17 protein-coding genes are annotated in these 21,001 nt (G+C 66.7%); 12 read left to right on the top strand and 5 right to left on the bottom strand.

Annotated elements, in window-relative coordinates; translation table 11 throughout:
• Positions 1 to 2 precede the first annotated feature (2 nt).
• The 3 genes from E4K64_RS19810 to mdlC all read left to right on the top strand — a co-directional run bounded on the left by E4K64_RS19810 (position 3) and on the right by mdlC (position 3,761).
• Positions 3 to 1,103, top strand: a complete 1,101-nt coding sequence (locus tag E4K64_RS19810) for a CaiB/BaiF CoA transferase family protein (protein WP_135165015.1) — start codon at positions 3 to 5, stop codon at positions 1,101 to 1,103.
• A gap of 15 nt (positions 1,104 to 1,118) precedes the next feature.
• A complete protein-coding gene (locus tag E4K64_RS19805) occupies positions 1,119 to 1,970 on the top strand; it encodes an HTD2 family dehydratase (protein WP_135165014.1) in 852 nt (283 codons plus the stop codon).
• A gap of 168 nt (positions 1,971 to 2,138) precedes the next feature.
• Positions 2,139 to 3,761, top strand: a complete 1,623-nt coding sequence (gene mdlC, locus E4K64_RS19800) for a benzoylformate decarboxylase (protein ID WP_135165013.1) — start codon at positions 2,139 to 2,141, stop codon at positions 3,759 to 3,761.
• A gap of 86 nt (positions 3,762 to 3,847) precedes the next feature.
• Here the strand turns inward: mdlC and E4K64_RS19795 are convergent, their stop codons facing one another.
• A complete protein-coding gene (locus tag E4K64_RS19795) occupies positions 3,848 to 4,624 on the bottom strand; it encodes an SDR family NAD(P)-dependent oxidoreductase (RefSeq protein WP_135165012.1) in 777 nt (258 codons plus the stop codon).
• A gap of 76 nt (positions 4,625 to 4,700) precedes the next feature.
• Here E4K64_RS19795 and E4K64_RS19790 point away from each other — a divergent pair, with 76 nt between their 5' ends.
• A complete protein-coding gene (locus tag E4K64_RS19790; RefSeq protein WP_135165011.1) occupies positions 4,701 to 5,162 on the top strand; it encodes a MarR family winged helix-turn-helix transcriptional regulator in 462 nt (153 codons plus the stop codon).
• Between the two features lie 131 nt (positions 5,163 to 5,293).
• On the opposite strand, the gene E4K64_RS19780 is transcribed toward E4K64_RS19790, so the two are convergent.
• Complete coding sequence (locus E4K64_RS19780; RefSeq protein WP_135165010.1) at positions 5,294 to 6,088, bottom strand: SDR family oxidoreductase; 795 nt, start codon at positions 6,086 to 6,088, stop codon at positions 5,294 to 5,296.
• Positions 6,089 to 6,153: 65 nt separating this feature from the next.
• The gene (trhA, locus tag E4K64_RS19775) at positions 6,154 to 6,849 is read right to left on the bottom strand and encodes a PAQR family membrane homeostasis protein TrhA (RefSeq protein ID WP_135165009.1); all 696 of its coding nucleotides are present in this window, start codon (positions 6,847 to 6,849) and stop codon (positions 6,154 to 6,156) included.
• 177 nt (positions 6,850 to 7,026) lie between these two features.
• Here trhA and E4K64_RS19770 point away from each other — a divergent pair, with 177 nt between their 5' ends.
• Both E4K64_RS19770 and E4K64_RS19765 read left to right on the top strand, forming a co-directional pair.
• Positions 7,027 to 8,496, top strand: a complete 1,470-nt coding sequence (locus E4K64_RS19770) for a YcjX family GTP-binding protein (protein WP_135165008.1) — start codon at positions 7,027 to 7,029, stop codon at positions 8,494 to 8,496.
• Entirely contained in the window at positions 8,493 to 9,521 is a 1,029-nt protein-coding gene (locus tag E4K64_RS19765; protein WP_135165007.1) for a YcjF family protein, read from the top strand. The genes E4K64_RS19770 and E4K64_RS19765 overlap by 4 nt, the downstream gene beginning before the upstream one ends.
• Positions 9,522 to 9,638: 117 nt before the next feature.
• Here E4K64_RS19765 and E4K64_RS19760 read toward each other — a convergent pair whose 3' ends face one another.
• Positions 9,639 to 11,156 carry a glycosyltransferase family 39 protein gene (locus E4K64_RS19760; RefSeq protein ID WP_235884716.1) on the bottom strand — a complete coding sequence of 506 codons (1,518 nt, stop codon included), beginning with the start codon at positions 11,154 to 11,156 and terminating at the stop codon, positions 9,639 to 9,641.
• 385 nt (positions 11,157 to 11,541) lie between these two features.
• Here E4K64_RS19760 and E4K64_RS19755 point away from each other — a divergent pair, with 385 nt between their 5' ends.
• The 4 genes from E4K64_RS19755 (at position 11,542) to E4K64_RS19740 (ending at position 15,537) form a co-directional block, all read left to right on the top strand.
• Positions 11,542 to 13,275, top strand: a complete 1,734-nt coding sequence (locus tag E4K64_RS19755) for an adenylate/guanylate cyclase domain-containing protein (RefSeq protein ID WP_135165006.1) — start codon at positions 11,542 to 11,544, stop codon at positions 13,273 to 13,275.
• A gap of 331 nt (positions 13,276 to 13,606) precedes the next feature.
• Entirely contained in the window at positions 13,607 to 14,806 is a 1,200-nt protein-coding gene (gene sorA, locus E4K64_RS19750) for a SorA family sulfite dehydrogenase catalytic subunit (protein WP_135165005.1), read from the top strand.
• A gap of 12 nt (positions 14,807 to 14,818) precedes the next feature.
• Positions 14,819 to 15,127 carry a SorB family sulfite dehydrogenase c-type cytochrome subunit gene (sorB, locus tag E4K64_RS19745; protein WP_167772130.1) on the top strand — a complete coding sequence of 103 codons (309 nt, stop codon included), beginning with the start codon at positions 14,819 to 14,821 and terminating at the stop codon, positions 15,125 to 15,127.
• Positions 15,128 to 15,336: 209 nt separating this feature from the next.
• On the top strand, positions 15,337 to 15,537 hold the full coding sequence (locus E4K64_RS19740; protein ID WP_008563500.1) for a cold-shock protein: 201 nt from the start codon (positions 15,337 to 15,339) through the stop codon (positions 15,535 to 15,537).
• 173 nt (positions 15,538 to 15,710) lie between these two features.
• Here E4K64_RS19740 and E4K64_RS19735 read toward each other — a convergent pair whose 3' ends face one another.
• Complete coding sequence (locus E4K64_RS19735) at positions 15,711 to 16,172, bottom strand: Lrp/AsnC ligand binding domain-containing protein (protein WP_135165003.1); 462 nt, start codon at positions 16,170 to 16,172, stop codon at positions 15,711 to 15,713.
• A gap of 113 nt (positions 16,173 to 16,285) precedes the next feature.
• Here E4K64_RS19735 and putA point away from each other — a divergent pair, with 113 nt between their 5' ends.
• Both putA and E4K64_RS19725 read left to right on the top strand, forming a co-directional pair.
• Positions 16,286 to 19,285, top strand: coding sequence for a bifunctional proline dehydrogenase/L-glutamate gamma-semialdehyde dehydrogenase PutA (putA, locus tag E4K64_RS19730; RefSeq protein WP_135165002.1), 3,000 nt, complete (start codon positions 16,286 to 16,288; stop codon positions 19,283 to 19,285).
• Positions 19,286 to 19,614: 329 nt separating this feature from the next.
• Positions 19,615 to 20,820 (top strand): CaiB/BaiF CoA transferase family protein, encoded by a 1,206-nt coding sequence (locus tag E4K64_RS19725; protein WP_135165001.1) that lies wholly within the window; start codon positions 19,615 to 19,617, stop codon positions 20,818 to 20,820.
• Positions 20,821 to 21,001: the final 181 nt, after the last annotated feature.

The raw sequence follows: 21,001 nt of genomic DNA, 5'->3' as shown, positions 1-21,001 counted from the left end.
CCATGGGAGCACTTGACGGGATCAGGGTGATCGCGGTCGAGCAGGCGGTCGCGGCGCCGTTCTGCTCCTCGCGCCTGGCGGATGCCGGCGCGGAGGTGATCAAGATCGAGCGGCCCGAAGGCGATTTCGCCCGCGGCTATGACGCGGCGGCCAAAGGCCAGAGCAGCTATTTCGTCTGGCTCAACCGCGGCAAGCAATCGGTCGTGGTCGACCTTGCAACGAAAGAAGGCTGCGCCGAGCTGGAGAAGCTGATCGCCAGCGCCGACGTGCTGATCCAGAACCTCAAGCCGGGCTCGATGGACAAGCTCGGCTTCTCCCGCGAACGGCTCTTGAAGGACTATCCGAAGCTGATCTCCTGCACCATCACCGGCTATGGCGATGAAGGCCCCTACGCCCACCGCAAGGCCTATGACCTGCTGATCCAGGCCGAGAGCGGGCTTGCCTCGATCACCGGCAACCCTGATGGCGCCTCGCGCGTCGGCATGTCGATCGTGGACGTGGCGACCGGCGCCACCGCCCATGCGGCGATCCTGGAAGCGCTGATCGCCCGCGGGCGCACCGGCAGGGGCGCCGACATCCGCATCTCCATGTTCGACGTGATGGCGGACTGGTGCACGGTGCCGCTGCTCAATTCCGAGGCCGGCAATCCGCCCAAGCGCATGGGCCTGCGCCATCCCTCGATCGCGCCCTATGGCGTGTTCACCTCGAAGGACGGCAAGGACATTTTGATCTCGATCCAGAGCGAGCGCGAATGGAAGACGCTGTGCGCGAAGGTGCTGGATCAACCCGATTTGCCCGCCGATCCGCGCGTTGCCAACATGGTCGAACGCGTGCGCAACCGCGACTTCACCGACAAGACGGTCGCGGATATCTTCGGCAAGCTGACGCGCGACGAGCTGTTGAAGCGGCTGTCGGACGCCGACATCGCCTTTGCCGAGGTCAACACCATGGCCGACCTCACCAACCATCCGCATCTGCGCCGCATCGAGGTCGACACGCCGAACGGCCGTGTCAGCTATCCCGCGCCGGCGCCGATCGTCGTCGGCGAGACGCGCAGCTATGGTGCCGTGCCCGCGATCGGCGAAAAGCCCCAGAAGAAGTAACAGAGCGAGGGCGTCATGACCGAGAAGCTCGACATCGACCACTTGCGGCAATGGATCGGCCGCAGCACGGAGGCCACCGACATCGTCACCGCGCAGCTCGTCATGGGCCTGCGCGCGACGCTGTTCCAGGAGGTCGGCGAACCCAAGACAGGCGACGCCGCGCCGTTCACGGTGCATTGGTGCCTGGCGCAGCCGGTGTTTCCGATGTCGATGCTCGGGCCCGACGGCCACCCGACCCGCGGCGGCTTCCTGCCGCCGGTGCCGCTGCCGCGCCGGATGTGGGCCGGCGGCGAGATCGAGTTCGTGCAGCCGCTGCGCGTCGGCGATGAATCGACACGGACCTCACGTATCGCCGATGTGCAAGTGAAATCAGGCTCCACCGGCACGCTGTGCTTCGTCTCGGTCGAGCACAGCATCTCCTCGCCACGCGGCACCGCCATCCGCGAGCGGCAGGACATCGTCTATCGCGAGATGACCAGCAGCGCGCCAGGGAGCGCGAAGGCTCCGCCTCCGCCGCCGAAGGCGCAGCACCGCGAGACCCATGTCTCCGATCCCGTGCTGCTGTTCCGCTATTCCGCCCTGACCTTCAACGGCCACCGCATCCATTACGACCGCGACTACGTCACCAAGGTCGAGGGTTATCCGGGCCTGATCTTCCACGGGCCGTTGCAGGCCGCGCTGATCATCGAGATGGCGGCCAGGCTGAACGGTGGCAAGGCGCCGAAGAAGTTCAGCTATCGCGGGCTCCAGCCGCTGTTCGAGGGCAGCGAGTTCTCGGTCAATGCCAACGAGACCGCTGATGGCATGGAGCTGTGGACCGCGAATGCGGAGGGGCAGCCGACCATGAAGGGCACGGCGGTGTGGTGAGCTCCGTCCGCATCGTTGCGAACAGCGATGTAGGAAGTTAGACCCTCACCCTGAGGAGCGCGCCCTTCGCGCGCGTCTCGAAGGGCGAGGCCACCAGCCGGGCCTTCATCCTTCGAGACGCGCGAAGACGCGTTCCTCAGGATGAGGAATAAGAAGGGGACGGAAACCATGGCCAAGAACGGCAAGAGCGGCAGCAAGTCCGTCACCGTCAAGCAGGCGACGCTCGACCTGCTGCGCGCGTTCGGCATCACAAAAATGTTCGGCAATCCCGGCTCGACCGAGCTGCCGTTCCTGTCCGACTGGCCCGATGACATCGACTACGTGCTGGCGCTGCAGGAAGCCTCCGCCGTCGGCATGGCCGACGGCTACGCGCAGGCAACACGCAATGCCGGCTTCGTCAATCTGCATTCGGCGGCCGGCGTCGGCAACGCGCTCGGCAACATCTACACCGCGCATCGCAACCAGACGCCGCTCGTGATCACCGCGGGCCAGCAGGCGCGCTCGATCCTGCCCTTGCAGGCGTTCCTCTATGCCGAGCGAGCCTCCGAATTTCCGCGTCCTTACGTCAAGTACAGCGTCGAGCCGGCGCGGCCCGAGGACGTGCCGGCCGCGATCGCGCGGGCCTATTACACCGCGATGCAGCCGCCGTGCGGGCCGACCTTCGTATCGATCCCGATCGACGACTGGGCCCATGCCACCGTGCCGGTGGAAGCGCGCAAGGTCAGCCGCGAGATCGGCCCAGAGCCTGAGGCGATGAAGGCGCTGGTCGCCGCGCTCGCCAGCGCAAAGCACCCTGCCCTCGTGGTCGGCCCCGGGGTCGATCGCGCCGGCGCGGTGGACCTGATGGTGCGCGTGGCCGAAAAGGCCAAGGCGAGCGTCTGGGTCAGCCCGTTCTCGGCGCGCTGCTCCTTCCCGGAGCGGCATCCGCAATTCGCCGGCTTCCTGCACGCCTCGCCGGCGCAGCTGTCCGACGCGCTGCGCGCGCATGACCTCGTCGTCGTGATCGGCGCGCCGGTGTTCACCTTCCATGTCGAGGGCCATGCCGCGATCTTCGACGGTGGCGCGAGCATCTTCCAGATCACCGACGATGCGGACGCCGCTGCGGTGACGCCGGTCGGCACCAGCATCATCGCAACCATGAAGCCGGCGCTGAGCCTTCTGCTCGAGCTGCTGCCGGAGAGCAAGCGCGCCACACCGAAGGGCCGCACGCTGCCGCCGGCACCGCAGGCCGCCGATCCGCTGCCGGTCGAGTTCCTGCTGCATTCGCTGTCGCAGGCGATGCCGGACGGCGCCTCGCTGGTCGAGGAAGTGCCCTCGCACCGCCCGGCGATGCAGAAGTTTCTGCCGATGCCGGGCCAGGACAGTTTTTACACCATGGCGAGCGGCGGGCTCGGCTATTCGCTACCCGCCGCCGTCGGCATGGCGCTCGGCAAGCCGAAGCAGCGCACGGTGTGCCTGATCGGCGACGGTTCGGCGATGTATTCGATCCAGGCGCTGTGGACCGCCGCGCAGCGCAAGCTGCCGCTCACTGTCGTCGTCATCAACAATGCCGGCTACGGCGCGATGCGCTCGTTCAGCCAGGTGATGCAGGTGCGCAACGTGCCGGGGCTGGAGCTGCCGGGGATCGACTTCGTCCGGCTGGCCGAAGGCATGGGCTGCCATGCGGTACGGGTGACGAAGGCCGCGGAGCTCGGCGCGGCGCTGAAGCGCGGCATGGCGTATGCAGGCACGAGCCTCGTCGAGGTCGTCGTGGATTCCGCGGTGCCGGTGCTCTACGGGCAGAAGCATTGAGGTGCCGTATCCCGGATGAGCGCAGCGATATCCGGGGGGCTGCACCAAAGGTCCCGGATGTCGCTTCGCTCATCCGGGCTACGACACTACGACGCCAGAAATCCGCCGTCCGCGGCCAGCACATGCCCGACGACGTAGGATGACGCATCCGACGACAGCCACACCACGGCCTCCGCCACTTCTTCCGGGCTCCCCATCCGCCGCAGCGGCAGGCCGGCGCTCACCGTCGCGACGTCGCCGACACCGGCGCGCAGCATCATGTCGGTGACGACACGGCCGGGCGCGATCGCGTTGATGCGGATGCCGCGCGGGGCGTTCTCCAGCGCCGCCGAGCGCGTCAGCGAGATTGCGGCGGCCTTCGAGGCCGAATAGAGCGAGAAGCCGGGATTGGGATTGCGCACGCCGCTGACGGAGGCGTTGACCACGATGCTGCCGCGCCCCTGCGCCAGCATGACAGGCAATTGGTGGCGCAGGCACAGGAACAGCGCGCGGACATTGGTGTCGAACACGCTGTCGTAGATCTCGGTGCCCTGCTGTTCCAGCGGCGCCCGCCGCTCCTGGAAGCCGGCATTGTTGAAGGCGACGTCGAGCCGGCCACAGCGCTCGACGGCCGTACGGACCAGCCGTTCGACCTCGTCCTCGCGCGTGATGTCGGTCTGGAGCGCAATCGCCTCCGTGCCGTGCTCGCGGCACGACGCGGCGGTCGCCTCGATCTCGGCCTCGCGGCGGCCCGCGATCAGGATCGTCTCGGCGCCCTCGGATGCCATCCGCAGCGCGGTGGCGCGACCAATGCCGCTGCCGCCGCCGGTGATCAGGCAGATCTTGCCCGTCATTCGCATCGCCGTCGGCAAAGCTCCGCTCATGATCGACTCCAAGACGCTTGCGCGCGCCGTTGCGCCCATATAGTTGTATGATACAACTATATGCCAGGAGTCAAGGATGGCCGAGCTTTTGCTGATCGACGACGTCCGCGCCGCCTCGCGCTTGATGGTGCGCGAGCTCGGCTTCATGGATGCGACGGTGGCGGCATCGGACTATCCGCCGTCCGCCGTCCACACCATCCTGGAGATCGGCATCCGCGGCCCGATGACCTCGGGCGAGCTCGGCGATTTCCTGCGGCTGGAGAAATCCAGCGTCAGCCGCCTGGTGCGCAAGCTGATCGATTGCGGCGAGTTGCGCGAGACGCCGGACGAGCTCGACGCCCGCAGCAAGAGGCTGTCGCTGACCGCGAAGGGCCGGCGCACGCTGGAGGCGCTGCACGCCTTCGGCCGGCAGCAGGTGCGCGGCGCGCTGGCGGCGTTGACGGAGGCGGAACAGCGCACGGTGCGCGAGGGGATGATGCTCTATGCGCGGGCGCTGCGGGCGAGCCGGGAGGAGGAGGTGGGGCGGAGTGCGGCGTAGCTGCACTCTCTGTGTCATCGCCCGGCTTGACCGGGCGATCCAGTACTCCGGAACGGTCGCTGTTCAATCGATAGGCCGCGGCGTACTGGATGCCCCGCCTTCGCGGGGCATGACAGCGTCAGCTGTGGCGGTCACTTCCCGAACTCTTCCCGCATCCTGGCCTGGATCTTGGCCATGCCGCCGATCCAGCGGTCGTAGTTTTCGGTCTTCTTGCGCATGTAGCCGAGCACCTGGGGGTGCGGCAGGATCAGGAACGTCTCCTGATCGAGGCCGGCGAGCACGTCTTTCGCGACCTGCTCGGGCGTGAGGTCGCCGTCGCCGGATTGCGGGCCCTTCGGAATCGAGCGCAGCATGTTGGTGTCGACGCCCTGCGGGCAGAGGATCGAGACCTTGATGTTGTGGGCCTTGTGTGAGATCGCGAGATTCTCGGCAAAGCCCACCGCGGCGTGCTTGGTCGTCGAATAGGCCGGGCTGCCGACCTGCGACAGCAGACCCGCGGCCGAGACGGTGTTGAGGAAATAGCCGCCGCCGCGCGCCTTCATGCGCGGGACGAGATGCCGCGCCGCGTAGACATGGGCCATGACGTGGATCGCCCAGCTGCGCTGCCACGGCTCGTCGGAGGCGCCGCCGGCATTTTCCGACATCGGATCGAAGCCGCCGCCGATGCCGGCATTGGAGCAGAACAGGTCGATGGGACCGAACTGCCGTTCGGTCTCCTCGATGACATGCGCAAGGTCCTTCTCTTGCGCGACGTCGCATTTGAAGGCCGCGCCATTCACCATGGCGGCGACCGCCCTGGCATTGGCAGCATCCATATCCGCGACGACGACCTTGGCCGCGCCCGCATTGTCAAACGCCTCGCACAGCGCCTTGCCGATGCCGTTTGCGCCGCCCGTGACGACCACCACCTTGCCGGTCACCTGCATGCGACGTCTCCTCTTGTCTTATACCGCCTTGCACCGCGCTGCTTATTCCGCGGCGCGGAGCTTGTTCAGCTCAACACGAGGTCGAGCACCGCGGTATAATGGCATGCCGCGCCGGCCAAGACAAAGCCGTGCCAGATCGCATTCTGGAAGCGCAGCCGCCGCCAGGCGTGGAAGATCACGCCAAAGCTGTAGAGCAGTCCGCCGGCCAGGATGAAGCCCAGCACCAGCGCCGGCAACGCTCGGACCACGGCATCGTAGAGCATCACGCCGCTCCAGCCCATCGCAAGATAAATGCCGACCGAGACGCGGTCGAAGCGACCGGGGTAGCAAAGCTTGAGCACGATGCCGAGGATGGCGACGCACCAGACGCCGGCGAGCAGCACCAGCGCGAACCCGCTGTCCTTCACCTCCAGGATGAACGGCGTGTAGGTCGCGGCGATCAGGAGATAGATCGCGGAATGGTCGAACCGGCGCAGCAGCCACTTGGCCGGCGACACCGGCCAGAGGTTATAGGTCGCCGACAGCACCAGCATCGAGAGCAGGCCGGCGATGTAAATCGAGACGCCGACGACGTCGGTCGCGTCGGCATAGATCGCCGTCAGCACCACCAGCACGGTGGCCGCGACGATGCCGGCGAGCACCCCGATCGCGTGGATGATGCCGTCGGCGATGAGCTCGGCGCGGTCGTAGTGCCAGCCCATCGCGTCGGCCGCGGCGCGGACAGAGCTGGATGCAAGCTGTTTCAGTTGGAAGACGGTCATGGCAATCCGCAAAATGAGGTAATGCCCTCTGTATGGGTGTTTCGGGATCGGCGCGTCGTTCAAACGGCTGACTGGCCGACAAAGGCGGTGGAAGTATGGAGCTTGATTTTCCCCACGCAATTGCCACTTTTGTGATCGGCCGCACATTCCTCCCGCCCCGGATCCTCTAACGTTCATATGGCATTCAGCTTCCAGGATATGGTCGAAGAGGCGCGGCTGTCTGCGCAGGCGCTGATCGACTATGGCGAGCACTTCTTCAATCCGACGGTGCGGTTAGGCGTTACCGGCCTGTCGCGGGCCGGCAAGACCGTGTTCATCACCGCGCTGATCCACGGCCTCACCCGCGGCGGCCGGTTTCCGGTGTTCGACGCCTATGCCTCGGGCCGGATCGCGCGGGCGCATCTGGCGCCGCAGCCCGACGATGCCGTGCCGCGCTTTGCCTATGAGAGCCATCTGCGCGCGTTGGTCGAGGAACGGCGCTGGCCGAATTCGACCGTCGACATCAGCGAGCTCAGGCTCGTCATCGACTATCAGCGCCCGAACGGCGCCGATCGCACGCTGACGCTCGACATCGTCGACTATCCCGGCGAATGGCTGCTCGACCTGCCGCTGCTGCAGAAGAGTTTCGAGCAATGGTCGGCGGAGAGCCTGGCCCTGTCGCGCGAGGCGCCGCGCGCGCATCTCGCCGGCGAATGGCACGCCCATCTCGCGACGCTCAAGCCCGAGGCGCGCGAGGATGAGCAGGCAACGCTCGCCGCTGCGAAGCTCTTCACTGACTATTTGCGCGCCTGCCGCGACGAGCGCTTCGCGATGAGCCTGCTGCCGCCAGGCCGCTTCCTGATGCCCGGCAATCTCGCGGGCTCCCCGGCGTTGACCTTCGCGCCGCTCGAGGTGCCCATCGGCGGGCACGCGGGCGAGGGATCGCTATGGGCGATGATGGTGCGCCGCTATGAGGCCTACAAGGACGTCGTGGTGCGGCCGTTCTTCCGCGATCATTTTGCCCGGCTCGATCGCCAGATCGTGCTGGCCGACGCGCTCGCCGCGTTCAACTCCGGTCCCGAGGCGCTGCACGATCTCGAAGCCGCGCTCGCCGGCATTCTCGATTGCTTCAACATCGGCCGCAGCACCCTGCTGTCCAGCCTGTTCCGGCCGCGCATCGACCGCATCCTGTTCGCGGCGACCAAGGCGGACCATCTGCATCATTCCAGCCACGACCGGCTCGAGGCCGTGCTGCGCCGCGCCGTCTCGGGCGCCGTTGCGCGCGCGGAAAGTACCGGCGCTTCCATCGACGTGGTGGCGCTGGCCGCCGTGCGCGCCACGACAGAAGCGCAGGTCGCGCGCGGCCGCGACAAATTGCCGTCGATCCTGGGAACGCCGGCCGCCGGCGAGAGCGCCGGCGGCGAGTTCTTCGACGGCAACACGGAAGTGGCGACCTTTCCGGGTGACCTGCCGCTGGATCCCGAACCGCTGTTCAACGGCCGCGATGCGTTCCGCGGCCTCGCGACCGAGGCTGCCGAGAGAAGCGATTTCCGCTTCCTGCGTTTCCGCCCGCCAACACTCGAGCGCGACGGCACCGAGCCGCCGACGCTGCCACACATCCGCCTCGACCGCGCCCTGCAGTTCCTGATCGGAGACAAGCTCGCATGAACGACCGATCGAAGCCACGGCGGCCGGCGACGTTCCGGCTCGACGATCCCGGCGTCGTCGTCACCGAAGCCGACGAGACGGCACGGCTTGGCCGTGCCACCATCCAGATCACGCCGGAGCATGATCCGCAGGCGCTGCCGGTGCCGATCGAGGCGGCGCGGCCGGCGCGGCGCGGCTTTCCCTGGGGCACGCTGTTCTGGTCAGGGCTTGCCGGGCTGACGCTGCTCGGCACCGGGCTCGGCGTGGTCCATCTGATCGAAGATTTGTTCGCACGCAGCGAAACGCTCGGCTTTGTCGGCCTCGCTTTCGCCTCCGTCACCGCGCTGGCGCTTGCCGTGGTGATCGGACGCGAAGCGTTTGGCCTCGCGCGTCTTGCCACGATCGAGCAACTGCATCAGCGCGCAGCCGCCGTCCTTGCCAGCGACGACCGCAAGGAGAGCCGCGTGATCGTGCAGGACCTGCTCAAGATCGCGCACCAGAACCCGCAGCTCGCCCGCGCCCGCGCGACGCTGGAGAGCCACGCCGGCGAGATCATCGACGGCGCCGACATGATCCGGCTCGCCGAGCGCGAGTTGATGTCACCGCTTGATGCGGAGGCGCGGCGGCTGGTGTCGTCCGCCGCGCAGAAGGTGTCGATCGTGACTGCGGTGAGCCCGCGCGCCGCGATCGACGTGCTGTTCGTGTTCGTCGCTGCGCTGCGCCTGATCCGCCAGCTCGCTTTTCTCTATGGCGGCCGCCCCGGCGCGCTCGGCATGATCCGCCTGCTGCGCCACGTCATCACCCATCTTGCCATCACCGGCGGCATGGCCGCGAGCGACAGCCTGGTGCAGCAGATGCTCGGCCACGGCATTGCGGCGAAGCTGTCGCAGCGGCTCGGCGAAGGCGTGCTGAATGGTCTGCTGACGGCGCGGCTCGGTCTCGCCGCGATCGACGTCACGCGCCCGCTGCCCTTCGCGGCCTTGCCGCCGCCGAAGCTGTCGGACCTCGCGACGGATCTGCTGCGGAAGAAGGATGGCGAGGAGTAGCGGCTCTTTTCGCCTCTCCCCGCTCGCGGGGAGAGGCCGGAGCGCATCGAAGATGCGATCCGGGTGAGGGGGACTCTCCGCGAGTCCAACTATCACCGTCCCCGCGGAGACTCCCCCTCACCCCAACCCTCTCCCCGCAAGCGGGGAGAGGGAGAAGAGGGCCAGCACCTTCCACTGAAACAGCGGCGAGTCCTTCGGCGGTGACAGCTCCGGGGTCCAGCCGGAGAGCTTTTCAATCGCGTAGGTATCCATCACGAGGCCGCGCCAGCGGCGTTCGACCTGACCGAGCTGTTCGCGTTTCGCCGGAATGTTCTGCCACAGCGACGAACGGTTGTCCGGCTCGCGGCCGACATAGATGCCGGCGTGGCCCCTGATCCGGTCCATGCCGGGATCGGCAAAATCCTGGAAGCGGCCGCGTTCGTTGATCTCGATGACGGGCACGCGCCCACGGAAAAGCCAGCGCATCATGGCGTAGGTGCGATAATCCGTGGTGGCGATCCAGGTCGCGCCGGTCTCGTCCAGTGCAGCCTGGGCGCGCGCGGCGACCTGCTCATAGCCCGCCTCGGCGCCGATCGGATCGATCCTGCCGAGCAGATTCCAGGGCGCGGCGACGTAATAGAGGAACACGATGACGACGAAGGCGATGCCGGAGACCACGGCTGTCCTGGCCCAGAACAGCGACGATCTCAGCATGCGCGCCGACCAATCCTCCTTCATCATCGCCACGAGGTTCACGGCGGCAGCGGCGAAGCCGACCGGCCACATGAACATCGGCCAGGTGTCGCCGACCCGGAGCGTGGTCGACTTCGCCAGGAAATACAGGAACGGCACCAGCACCGCGCTCGACAACAGGATCGCGACCGGCTCGCGCGTGCGATAGCCGCGCCACGCCGTCAGCACCAGTCCGGTCAGCACCACCGGCAGCATGACGAAGCCGACCAGGCCGAATTGCAGGCCGATGTAATCGCCGATGGTACGCAGCGAGATGCCGTAATTGGCGGTCGCCCGCACGCCCTGGAAGCGGAACGAGGCCCAATCGTGCTGCACGTTCCAGATCAGCACCGGCGAGAACACGAGGGTGGCAACCAGCACGGCGAGATAAGGATAGGGGCTGCGCAACCAGCGCCAGCGCCAATCCGGCACCAGCAGAAAGGCGGCGACTGCCGGCGCGAACATGATCGCGGTGAATTTCGACAGCATCGAGAGGCCGGCGAACAGGCCGGCCGCCAGCCACCAGCGTCCGTCGCCGCTCTGTGACAGCCGCACCAGCGACCACATCATCGCCACCGCAAATGGGATCATGGCGACGTCGGGCGCGACCTTGGCCATCAGCAGGCCGTAATAGAGCGCGGCCTCCGGCATCAGCACCGCGAACATCACCGCGCGCGCATCGTGGGTGAGGCGGCGGACGATGTCGGCCAGCAACAGCTGCGTCAGCAGCATCGCGACGATGCCGCCGAAGCGGACACCGAGCGGCGTGTCGCCGAAGATCGCAGTACTGAGGCGGATCAGCCAGGCGATCCCCGGGGGATGGTCGAGGAAGCTGAGCGCGCCCTCCTTGGACCAGGTCCAGTAATAGGCCTCGTCGGTGCGCAGCTCGATCGCGGAAGCGTAGACGATGCGGAGCAGCGTCATCGCGGCGATGACGAGCACGGCAACAAGGATGGGACGGCGTTCGGAGCCGCCGGGCTTCACGGGGATATCGGGAGCGATCGTCACGGCCGCGCTTTTCGCCAACCTCGGAGGGGGAGTCAATGCGGGGATGGGCAGCGGCGATCCAGCCCCGACGCGGACGCCGTAGGGTGGGCAAAGCGCAGCGTGCCCACGCCGTGCATAAACGGATAGACTCGGTGGGCACGGCGCTTTGCGCCTTTGCCCACCCTACGATTTCTGGGGGCGCTTGTCCGGGACGACGGCGGTGTGTGGGGCTCCCTCCCAGGCATGTGATCCCGAACCTGTCCACCCCCGGAATTAACCGCTAGGCTGGCTGTTCTCCTTCGTGAACTGATACAACCGAATCATGGCCACCGCTGCTGCACAGATGTCCGAGCTCGTCCGCGCGACCAGCGTGCGGCAGGTGCGGCTCGTCTGCGGCGTGATCCTGTTCTGCTATGTGATCAGTCATTTCCTCAACCATGCGCTCGGCAACATCTCGGTCGAGGCCATGGAGGCCGGGGTCTACTACCACACCCTGTTCTGGCAGTTCCTGCCCGTTACGATCGTGTTCTACACCGCCGCGCTCACCCATTTGGGGCTCGGCATCTACGCGCTGTATCAGCGCCGCCAGTTCCGCTGGCGGACGATCGAGCCGCTCCAGCTCGCGCTGGGCCTGAGCATCCCCGCATTGGTCATGGGGCACGTGGTCGGGGTGCGGCTCGGCTACACGCTGTACGATCACCAAAAGCTCTACCCGCAGGAGCTCTATCTGTTCTTCGTCGCCGCGCCCGGCCGGCTCTGGCAGATGACGATCCTGCTCGTGATCGCCTGGATCCACGGCTGCATCGGCATCTATTTCTGGCTGCGCCTCAAACCGTTCTTCACGCGCGCCGCGCCCTATCTGCTCGCCGCCGCCGTGCTGATCCCGACGCTGTCGCTGCTCGGCATCTACCAGGGCGGCCGCAACGTTGCGCTCGAAGCCGATGACAGGGAGTGGCGCGTGCAGAATCTCACCCGACGCCAGGTCGGCACCACGGCCGAGGCCGCGACGCTCGATCGCATCACCGGCGGCTTCACCATCGCCTATTTCGGGCTGCTGGGCCTGGCGCTGGCGGCGCGCGGCGTGCGCGCATGGCGCGAGCGGCGCGGCGGCATGATCGCGCTGTCCTACGGCAGCGGCAAGACGGTGCGGGTCCCCAAGGGCCTCTCCGTGCTGGAAGCGAGCCTGCGCCACAATCTGCCGCATGCCAGCGTCTGCGGCGGCCGCGCCCGCTGCTCGACCTGCCGCATCCGGATCATCGGCGATCATGCCGCCCTGCCCGAGCCGTCGCAGCGCGAGGCCTTCGTGCTGACCCGCGTCGGCACCAACGATCCCTCGATCAGGCTGGCCTGCCAGTTGCGGCCGACGTCCGACCTCTCCTTCTTCCAACTCTTCACCCCGCAGACGTCGGCGGCGACAGCGCATGCCTCCGCGCCGGCGAGCATCGGCCAGGAGCGCTATCTCGTCAGCCTGTTCGTGGACATGCGCGGCTCGACGCAGCTCGCCGAGAAGCGGCTGCCGTTCGACACCGTGTTCATCGTCAACCGCTTCCTCGGCGCGGTGTCGCAGGCCGTCATCGAGAATGGCGGCCAGCCCAACCAGTTCGTCGGCGACGGCATGCTGGCGCTGTTCGGACTGACGGCCGATCCGCAAACCGCCTGCCGGCAGGCGCTGAAGGCGGCAAGCGGCATCGCCACGCAGATCGACGAACTGAATCAGCTCTTGAGCCATGATCTTCGCCAGCCGATCCGCTTCGGCATCGGCATTCACGGCGGCGAGGTCATCATCGGCGACATCGGCTATCGCGATCACATCGTCTTCACGGCGCTGGGCGATGCCGTCAACGTCGCCGCCCGCCTCCAGGACATGACCAAGACGCTGGCCTGCGAGGCGATCGTCTCGGACGAGATCCGCCGTAGCGCGGGCCTCGCCGACGATGCCTTGCCGCACCAGGAGGTCGCGATCCGCGGCCGCGACGAGCCGATGGCGGTGCGGGTGGTGGCGGATGCGCGGGAGCTGGCGGCATTGGTCGATCGCAGCGAGCGCGTCGCGGCGTAAGGTGTGAGTCCGGAGGCGCTGCGCTCCCTCCCCCGCTTGCGGGGGAGGGTTGGGGAGAGGGTGTCTCCGCAATGAGACAGTCCTCTAGAGGAGAAAGCCCTCACCCGGCACTTCGTGCCGACCTCTCCCGCAAGCGGGAGAGGTGGTGCACCACCGTCGCGGCTACAGCTTGGGCTCAATCTAATCGCCGCGTAAACACCGGCCCGCTGCAACACAGCGGCATGGGCTTGCTGCGAAAGCACCAATTGACATCACCCAGATCGTTGCAACAGATGAGCGCGGGTCCGCGGTGATGACCGCTGACAGAAGAAAGCTCCGGGAGGAGACGAGGATGTTCGATCGACGCGACCTGCTCAAGGGAGCGGGCTTGACCGCTCTTGCGGCCACACTGAATGCCACGAGAGCATTGGCCCTCGACACCGTCACGCTCCCGTTCGCCAATGGCGAACGGCCGCTGGTGAAATACCCGCAGAAGCGGCCGATGATCGGCCTAACCAGCCGGCCGCCGCAGCTCGAGACGCCGTTTGCGGTCTTCAACGACGGTCCGATCACGCCGAACAACGCGTTCTTCGTGCGCTATCACCTCTCCGACCTGCCCTACGATCTCGATCCCGACAAATTCACGCTGGAGGTCAAGGGCAAGGTCGACAAGCCGCTCAAACTTTCGCTGAAGGACATCCGGAAGATGAAGGCGACGGAGATTGTCGCCGTCGCGCAATGTTCCGGCAACAGCCGCGGCTTCTTCGAGCCGCGCGTCGCCGGCGGCCAGCTCGCCAACGGCGCCATGGGCTGTGCGCGCTGGCGCGGCGTGCCGCTGAAAGCCGTGCTGGAGATGGCCGGCGTGCAGAGCGGCGCCAAGCAGGTCACATTCAACGGCATGGACGGGCCGGTCAGCGACAAGACGCCTGACTTCGTCAAGGCGCTCGACGTCGATCACGCCAATGACGGCGAGGTCATGCTGGCCTACGGCATGAACGGCGAGGATCTGCCGTTCCTCAACGGCTTCCCGCTGCGCCTGATCGTGCCCGGCTATTACGGCACCTACTGGGTCAAGCACCTCAACGAGATCACCGTCATCGACAATGTCTATGACGGCTTCTGGATGAAGTCGGCCTATCGCATTCCGGATACACCGAACAACGCGGTCGAGCCCGGCACCGCGCCGAAAGCGACCATCCCGATCAACCGCTTCACCATCCGCTCCTTCATCACCAGCGTGCCTGACGGCGCCAAGCTGAAGGCGGGAGCTGTGACCCTGCGCGGCATCGCCTTTGACGGCGGCAAGGGCATCAGGGAGGTCCAGGTCTCCACCAACGGCGGCAAGAGCTGGGTGAACGCCAAGCTCGGCAAGGATCTCGGCAAATACGCCTTCCGCGAATGGAAGCTGCCGGTGAAGCTCGCGGCGGGCAGCCATGAACTCAAGGTCCGCGCCACCGGACATGGCGGCGAGACGCAGCCGGACACGCCGCGCTGGAACCCGGCGGGTTATTTGCGCAACGTGGTCGAGACCGTCCGCGTGACGGCCGCCTGAGGGAGAATGATCATGCAGCGCACCGTTCTCCTCGTCGTCTCGCTCGGCCTTGCCGCCGCGATGGGTTCGGCACTTGCCGCCCCGGTCAACTACAAGACCCCTGATGAGGTCGCCGCGTTCAAGCCGGGCCCCGGCCTCGAGGTCGTCAAGGGCAATTGCAGCGCCTGCCACTCGGCCGACTACATCAAGACGCAGCCGCCGATGAAGGACAGGAAAGGCTTCTGGCAGGCCGAGGTGACCAAGATGATCAAGGTCTATGGCGCACCGATCGACGATGCAGATATCGGCAAGATCGTCGATTACCTGGCCGCGACGTATTGACTGACGGCGCGCGGCTCTTCAGCCAATTGACCGCGAAACGGGCAAAACCGGCAAAAGCGCCGCGAAGTTGAGCGGAATTCGGCAAAATGCCGATGTGGTTTGAGCTACCAAGCCCGCCACATTCCGCGTATCCTGTTAGGACCGAACCGGCCGGTTGGCGGGGACTGGCGGTTCGGAGATTTCGGAGGAAGACCCGCGGAGAAGTCGTGATGGCTAAAGGTACGGTCAAGTGGTTCAACCCGACGAAGGGTTATGGATTTATCCAGCCTGCGTCGGGCGGCAAGGATGTGTTCGTGCATATCTCGGCAGTGCAGAAGGCCGGTCTGTCGACCCTGAACGAGGGACAGACGGTGGAATACGAAGAGATCGCAAACCGGGGCAAGACTTCCGCAGAGAACCTCAAAGTATAAGCCCGCTAGCCTTTGCTGCCTCCCGGATCACCTTCCGGGAGCGGGCCAAAAAAATTTCAGAAGACGGCCAGTGCATTCGACGACAGGCGTTGCGATTGCACGAGGATAGCTATTTTTTCCTGCGAAGACCGCTTGTTCGACGCCGCAGCAATGACAATCGCGACGACATTTCGTCAGCCCACCGGCAAAGGTGCGTCGCGCTTGATCTCCTCCATCACCGCATAGGTCCGCGTCTCGCGCACGCCCGGCATCGACAGCAGGGTCTCGCCGAGGAAGCGTCGATAGGCGGACATGTCCGCAAGCCGCGCCTTCACAAGATAGTCGAAGCCGCCGGCAACCATGTGACACTCCAGCACCTCGGGCGCGAGCTTCACCGCGCGCGCAAACCGCTCGAAATTGTCGGGCGTGGTCTTGTCGAGCAGCACTTCGACGAACACCAGAAGGCCAAGGCCGAGCCGATGCGGGTTGAGCCGCGCGCCGTAGCCCTCGACGACGCCCTCGCGTTGCAGGCGCTTCAGCCGCTCGCCGATCGAGGTCGGCGACAGCCCGATGCGCTCGGCGAGCTCGACATTGGCGATCCGGCCATCCTCCTGCAAAATCGAGAGGATTCTCCGGTCAATGCGATCTAATTCCATAACTTCTGAGGTCAGTTGCCTACCAATCTTCATTTTCTAAGGCAAATGAGCTAGATTGTCTATCGAACTACGGTCGCGCGGGCATTATCCTGAATTCAGCCACAGGACACGCCATGCCGAACATCCCGCCTCCCTTTAGCGCCCCCTACGCGCCCGACGATGCCGAGCTCGCCGCGCAGCTGTTACCGGCGTCGCATCTCAGTCCGCCGCAGGAGGCACGGATCGACCGTACCGCGACCCGGCTGATCGAGGCGATCCGCAAGCGCGACGACCGGCTCGGTGGGGTCGAGGACATGCTGCGGGAGTTCGCGCTCTCGACCAAGGAGGGCCTCGCGCTGATGGTGCTGGCCGAGGCGCTGCTGCGCGTGCCGGACGCCCGCACCGCCGACCAGTTCATCGAGGACAAGCTCGGCGAGGGTGACTTCATCCACCACGAGACCAAGTCCACGGCCTTCCTGGTCAACGCCTCGGCCTGGGCACTCGGCCTGTCGGCGCGGGTGATCCAGCCCGGCGAGACGCCGGACGGCACCATCGGCCGCCTCGTCAAGCGACTGGGCGCGCCGGCGGTACGCACCGCGACGCGCCAGGCGATGCGGCTGATGGGCAACCATTTCGTGCTGGGCGAGACCATCGAGCAGGCGCTGGAGCGGGCTCAGCCGCGCTCCGGCCAGAAGCCGCGCTATTCCTTCGACATGCTCGGCGAAGGCGCGCGCACGGCGGCCGATGCGAAGCGCTATTTCGATGCCTATGCCAGCGCGATCGAGACCATCGGCAAGGCGGCGGGCACTCATTCCCTGCCCGACCGGCCCGGTATCTCGGTCAAGCTCTCGGCACTGCATCCGCGCTTCGAGGCGATCAGCCGCGCGCGGGTGATGGCCGAGCTGGTGCCGCTGCTGCTCGATCTGGCGCAGCGCGCCAAGGCCCATGACCTCAACTTCACCGTCGATGCCGAGGAAGCCGACCGGCTGGAGCTGTCGCTCGACGTGATCGCAGCAACGCTCGCCGATCCCTCGCTCAAAGGCTGGGACGGATTTGGCCTTGCGATCCAGGCCTATCAGAAACGCGCCGGCGCCGTGATCGACTATGTCGATGCACTCGCGCGCGCGCATGACCGCAAGCTGATGGTGCGCCTCGTCAAGGGCGCCTATTGGGACACCGAGATCAAGCGCGCGCAGGAGCGCGGGCTCGACGGCTATCCCGTGTTCACGCGCAAGGCGATGACGGACCTGAACTACGTTGCCTGCGCGACGAAGCTGCTGGCCTTGCGGCCGCGCATCTTCCCGCAATTCGCCACCCACAACGCGCTGACGGTCGCGACCGTGCTGGAGCTTGCCGCAAGCGGCGGCGGCTTCGAGTTCCAGCGCCTGCACGGCATGGGCGAGGCGCTGTACGAGCAGCTCGCCAAGGACCAGCCTGACATCGCCTACCGCACCTATGCGCCGGTCGGCAGCCATCGCGACCTGCTGGCCTATCTGGTACGGCGACTGCTGGAGAACGGCGCCAATTCCTCCTTCGTGGCGCAGGCTGCCGATTATCGCGTGCCTGTTACGGCGCTGCTGCAGCGGCCGGCGGATGCCATTGTCCGGCCGCAAGCGGCGGCCCATTCCAGGATTCCGTTGCCTGGCGATCTGTTCGCGCCGGAGCGGCGCAATTCGCGCGGCGTCGAATTCGGCGCGCGCCTCGCGCTCGAGCAATTGCTGGCCGACGTGAAGGCCGAAGCTGTGGACCTCAAGCCCATCGCCGATGCCACGCCGGATCAGACCAATGCGGCACTCGCCGTGGCGGTTGCGGGCTTTGCCGCCTGGAGCCGGACGCCGGCAGGTACGCGCGCGGCGGCATTGGAGCAGGCGGCGCATCTGCTGGAGAGCCGCAGCGCCCGCTTCATCGCGCTTCTGCAAGCCGAGGGCGGCAAGACGCTCGACGATGCGCTCTCGGAGCTGCGCGAAGCTGCGGATTTCTGCCGCTATTATGCCGCGCAAGGCCGCAAGCTGTTCGGCGCTGATACCGCGATGCCCGGCCCGACCGGCGAGAGCAATGCGCTCGCAATGCGCGGTCGCGGCGTCTTCGTCGCGATCTCGCCATGGAATTTCCCGCTGGCGATCTTCCTGGGTCAGGTCACGGCCGCGCTGATGGCCGGCAACAGCGTGGTGGCAAAGCCGGCCGAGCAGACGCCGCGCATCGCGCGCGAAGCCGTCGCCCTGCTGCACGAGGCCGGCATCCCCAGAAGCGCGCTGCATCTCGTCACCGGCGACGGCAAGATCGGCGCGATGCTGACGGCGTATCCTGGCATCGCCGGCGTCGTCTTCACCGGCTCGACCGAGGTCGCACGCCTGATCAACCGGACGCTCGCCGCCAAGGACGGGCCGATCGTGCCGCTGATCGCCGAGACCGGCGGCATCAACGCCATGATCGCGGACGCCACCGCGCTGCCCGAGCAGGTCGCCGACGACGTCGTCACCTCCGCGTTCCGTTCCGCCGGCCAGCGCTGCTCGGCGCTGCGGCTCTTGTTCGTGCAGGAGGACGTCGCCGACCGCATGATCGAGATGATCGCGGGCGCCGCGCGCGAACTGAAGATCGGCGATCCCTCCGATGTCGCGACCCATGTCGGCCCGGTGATCGACCTCGAGGCCAAGCAGCGCCTCGATGCGCATATCGCGCGGATGAAGCGCGAGGCGCGACTGCACTTTGCCGGCGACGCACCGGAGGGCTGCTTCGTCGCGCCGCACATCTTCGAGCTCAGGGACGCCGGCCAGCTCACCGAGGAGGTCTTCGGCCCGATCCTGCATGTCGTGCGCTATCGCGCCGAGACTCTCGCGCGCGTGTTGCAGGCCATCGAGCGTACCGGCTATGGACTCACCCTCGGCATCCACTCCCGCATCGACGACACGATCGAAGCCATCATCGACCGCGCCCAGATCGGCAACGTCTACGTCAACCGCAACATGATCGGCGCCGTGGTCGGCGTGCAGCCGTTCGGCGGCAACGGCCTCTCCGGAACCGGCCCCAAGGCCGGCGGCCCGCACTACCTCGCGCGCTTCGCCGCCGAGCAGACCGTGACCATCAACACGGCTGCGGCAGGTGGCAATGCTGCGTTGCTTGCGGGTGAGGAGTGAGACGGCTTCCGGCTTTTATCAGCGCACGATAGCAGTTCCGTCATCCTGAGGTGCGAGTGGCGCGATGCCACGCATCGCGCCGGGAGCCTCGAAGGATAGCGGCCCCGATGCAGCCGGGCCGTCGCCCTTCGAGGGCCGCTGAAGAAGCGGCCACCTCAGGGTGACGGGAGATGGGTTCGGGTCCGTGGCGGACGCGCGCCGACTGCCGCAATGGGCCCTGCGCCGGGCGCCGTTGCATCCCGCGGAAACATCGGTCTAATGCTCCCATGAATGCGCCCGTGCCAATTCCAGCGCGCGGGAAACGACTGAAGCGAGGGAGCGACGCTGCGATGGATAAGGGCATTTTTGCCGGCCTGAAAGTTCTGGACTGCGCGAGCTTCATCGCAGCGCCCGCGGCCGCGACCGTGCTGTCGGATTTCGGCGCCGACGTCGTCAAGATCGAGCCGCCCGGCGCCGGGGATCCCTACCGCAATCTGCCCAACCTGCCGGGCTATCCCACGGGCGAGCACAATTTCGCCTGGCTGCTGGAGGCACGCAACAAGAAGAGCATCGCGCTCGACCTCGCCAAGCCGGAGGCGCAGGCGGTGCTCTACAGACTGGTGGAAGAGGCCGACGTCTTCATCACCAACATGCCGCCGCCGGTGCGCGCCAAGCTCGGCATCACCTATGACCATCTCGCCCATCTCAACGACCGGCTGATCTACGCCTCCTTCACCGGCTATGGCGAGAAGGGCGAGGAGGCCAACAAGCCCGGCTTCGACAGCAACGCCTATTGGGCGCGCTCCGGCCTGATGGACCTGGTGCGCGCCGACACCGATACCACGCCGGCCCGCTCGGTCGCCGGCATGGGCGACCATCCCTGCGCCATGGCGTTCTACGGTGCCATCGTCACCGCGCTGTATCAGCGCGAGAAGACCGGCAAGGGCTCGCATGTCGCCTCCAATCTGATGGCGAACGGGGTATGGGCCGCGAGCGTGCTGGCGCAGGCAAAACTCTGCGGCGCCAAGTTCGGCGAGCGGCGCCCGCGCGAGCGCGCGCTCAACGCGGTCGCCAACCACTACCAGTGCAAGGACGGCCGCTGGCTGATCCTGTCACTGCTGAGCGAGGAGAAGCAGTTTCCGACGCTGGCCAAGTGCCTGGGGCGCGAGGACCTGATCGCCGACCCGCGCTTCGCCACCAAGGCCGACCGCCACGCCCGCTCGATCGAGCTGATCAAGATTCTGGACGAGACCTTTGCCACCAGGGATCTCGCCGAATGGCGCAGGATCCTCGACGGCAACGGCCTCGTGTTCGGTGTCGTCGCCATTCTCGACGACATCCCGAACGACAAGCAGATGCTCGACAACGAGGTGCTGGTGCCGTTCGAGAACGACACCATGCTCACCATCAGCAGCCCGATCTGGATCGACGGCGCCAAGAAGGTGCAGCCGCGCAAGCCGCCCGCCGTCGGCGAGCACAGTGACGAGATTTTGCGCGGGGCGGGATACGACGAGGCGGCGATCAAGCAGCTGCGGGGGTCGGGAGCTGTCGGGTAAGGCGGCGCGACACGTTCCGCTGTCGTTCCGGATCTGCGCTCCGCTTGTCCGGGACGACAGCGGGGAGATAGCTCGTCTCTACACCCCGTCATTGCGAGCGCAGCGAAGCAATCCAGAACCCCACCGCGGATGCATTGCTGGATTGCTTCGCTGCGCTCGCAATGACGGCGCAGGACCATCT

The organism is Bradyrhizobium frederickii, from assembly GCF_004570865.1.
In the GTDB taxonomy this organism is placed as follows: domain Bacteria; phylum Pseudomonadota; class Alphaproteobacteria; order Rhizobiales; family Xanthobacteraceae; genus Bradyrhizobium; species Bradyrhizobium frederickii.
The sequence above is the reverse complement of the archived record's forward strand: the minus strand, read 5'-3'. Positions and strand labels throughout refer to the sequence as shown.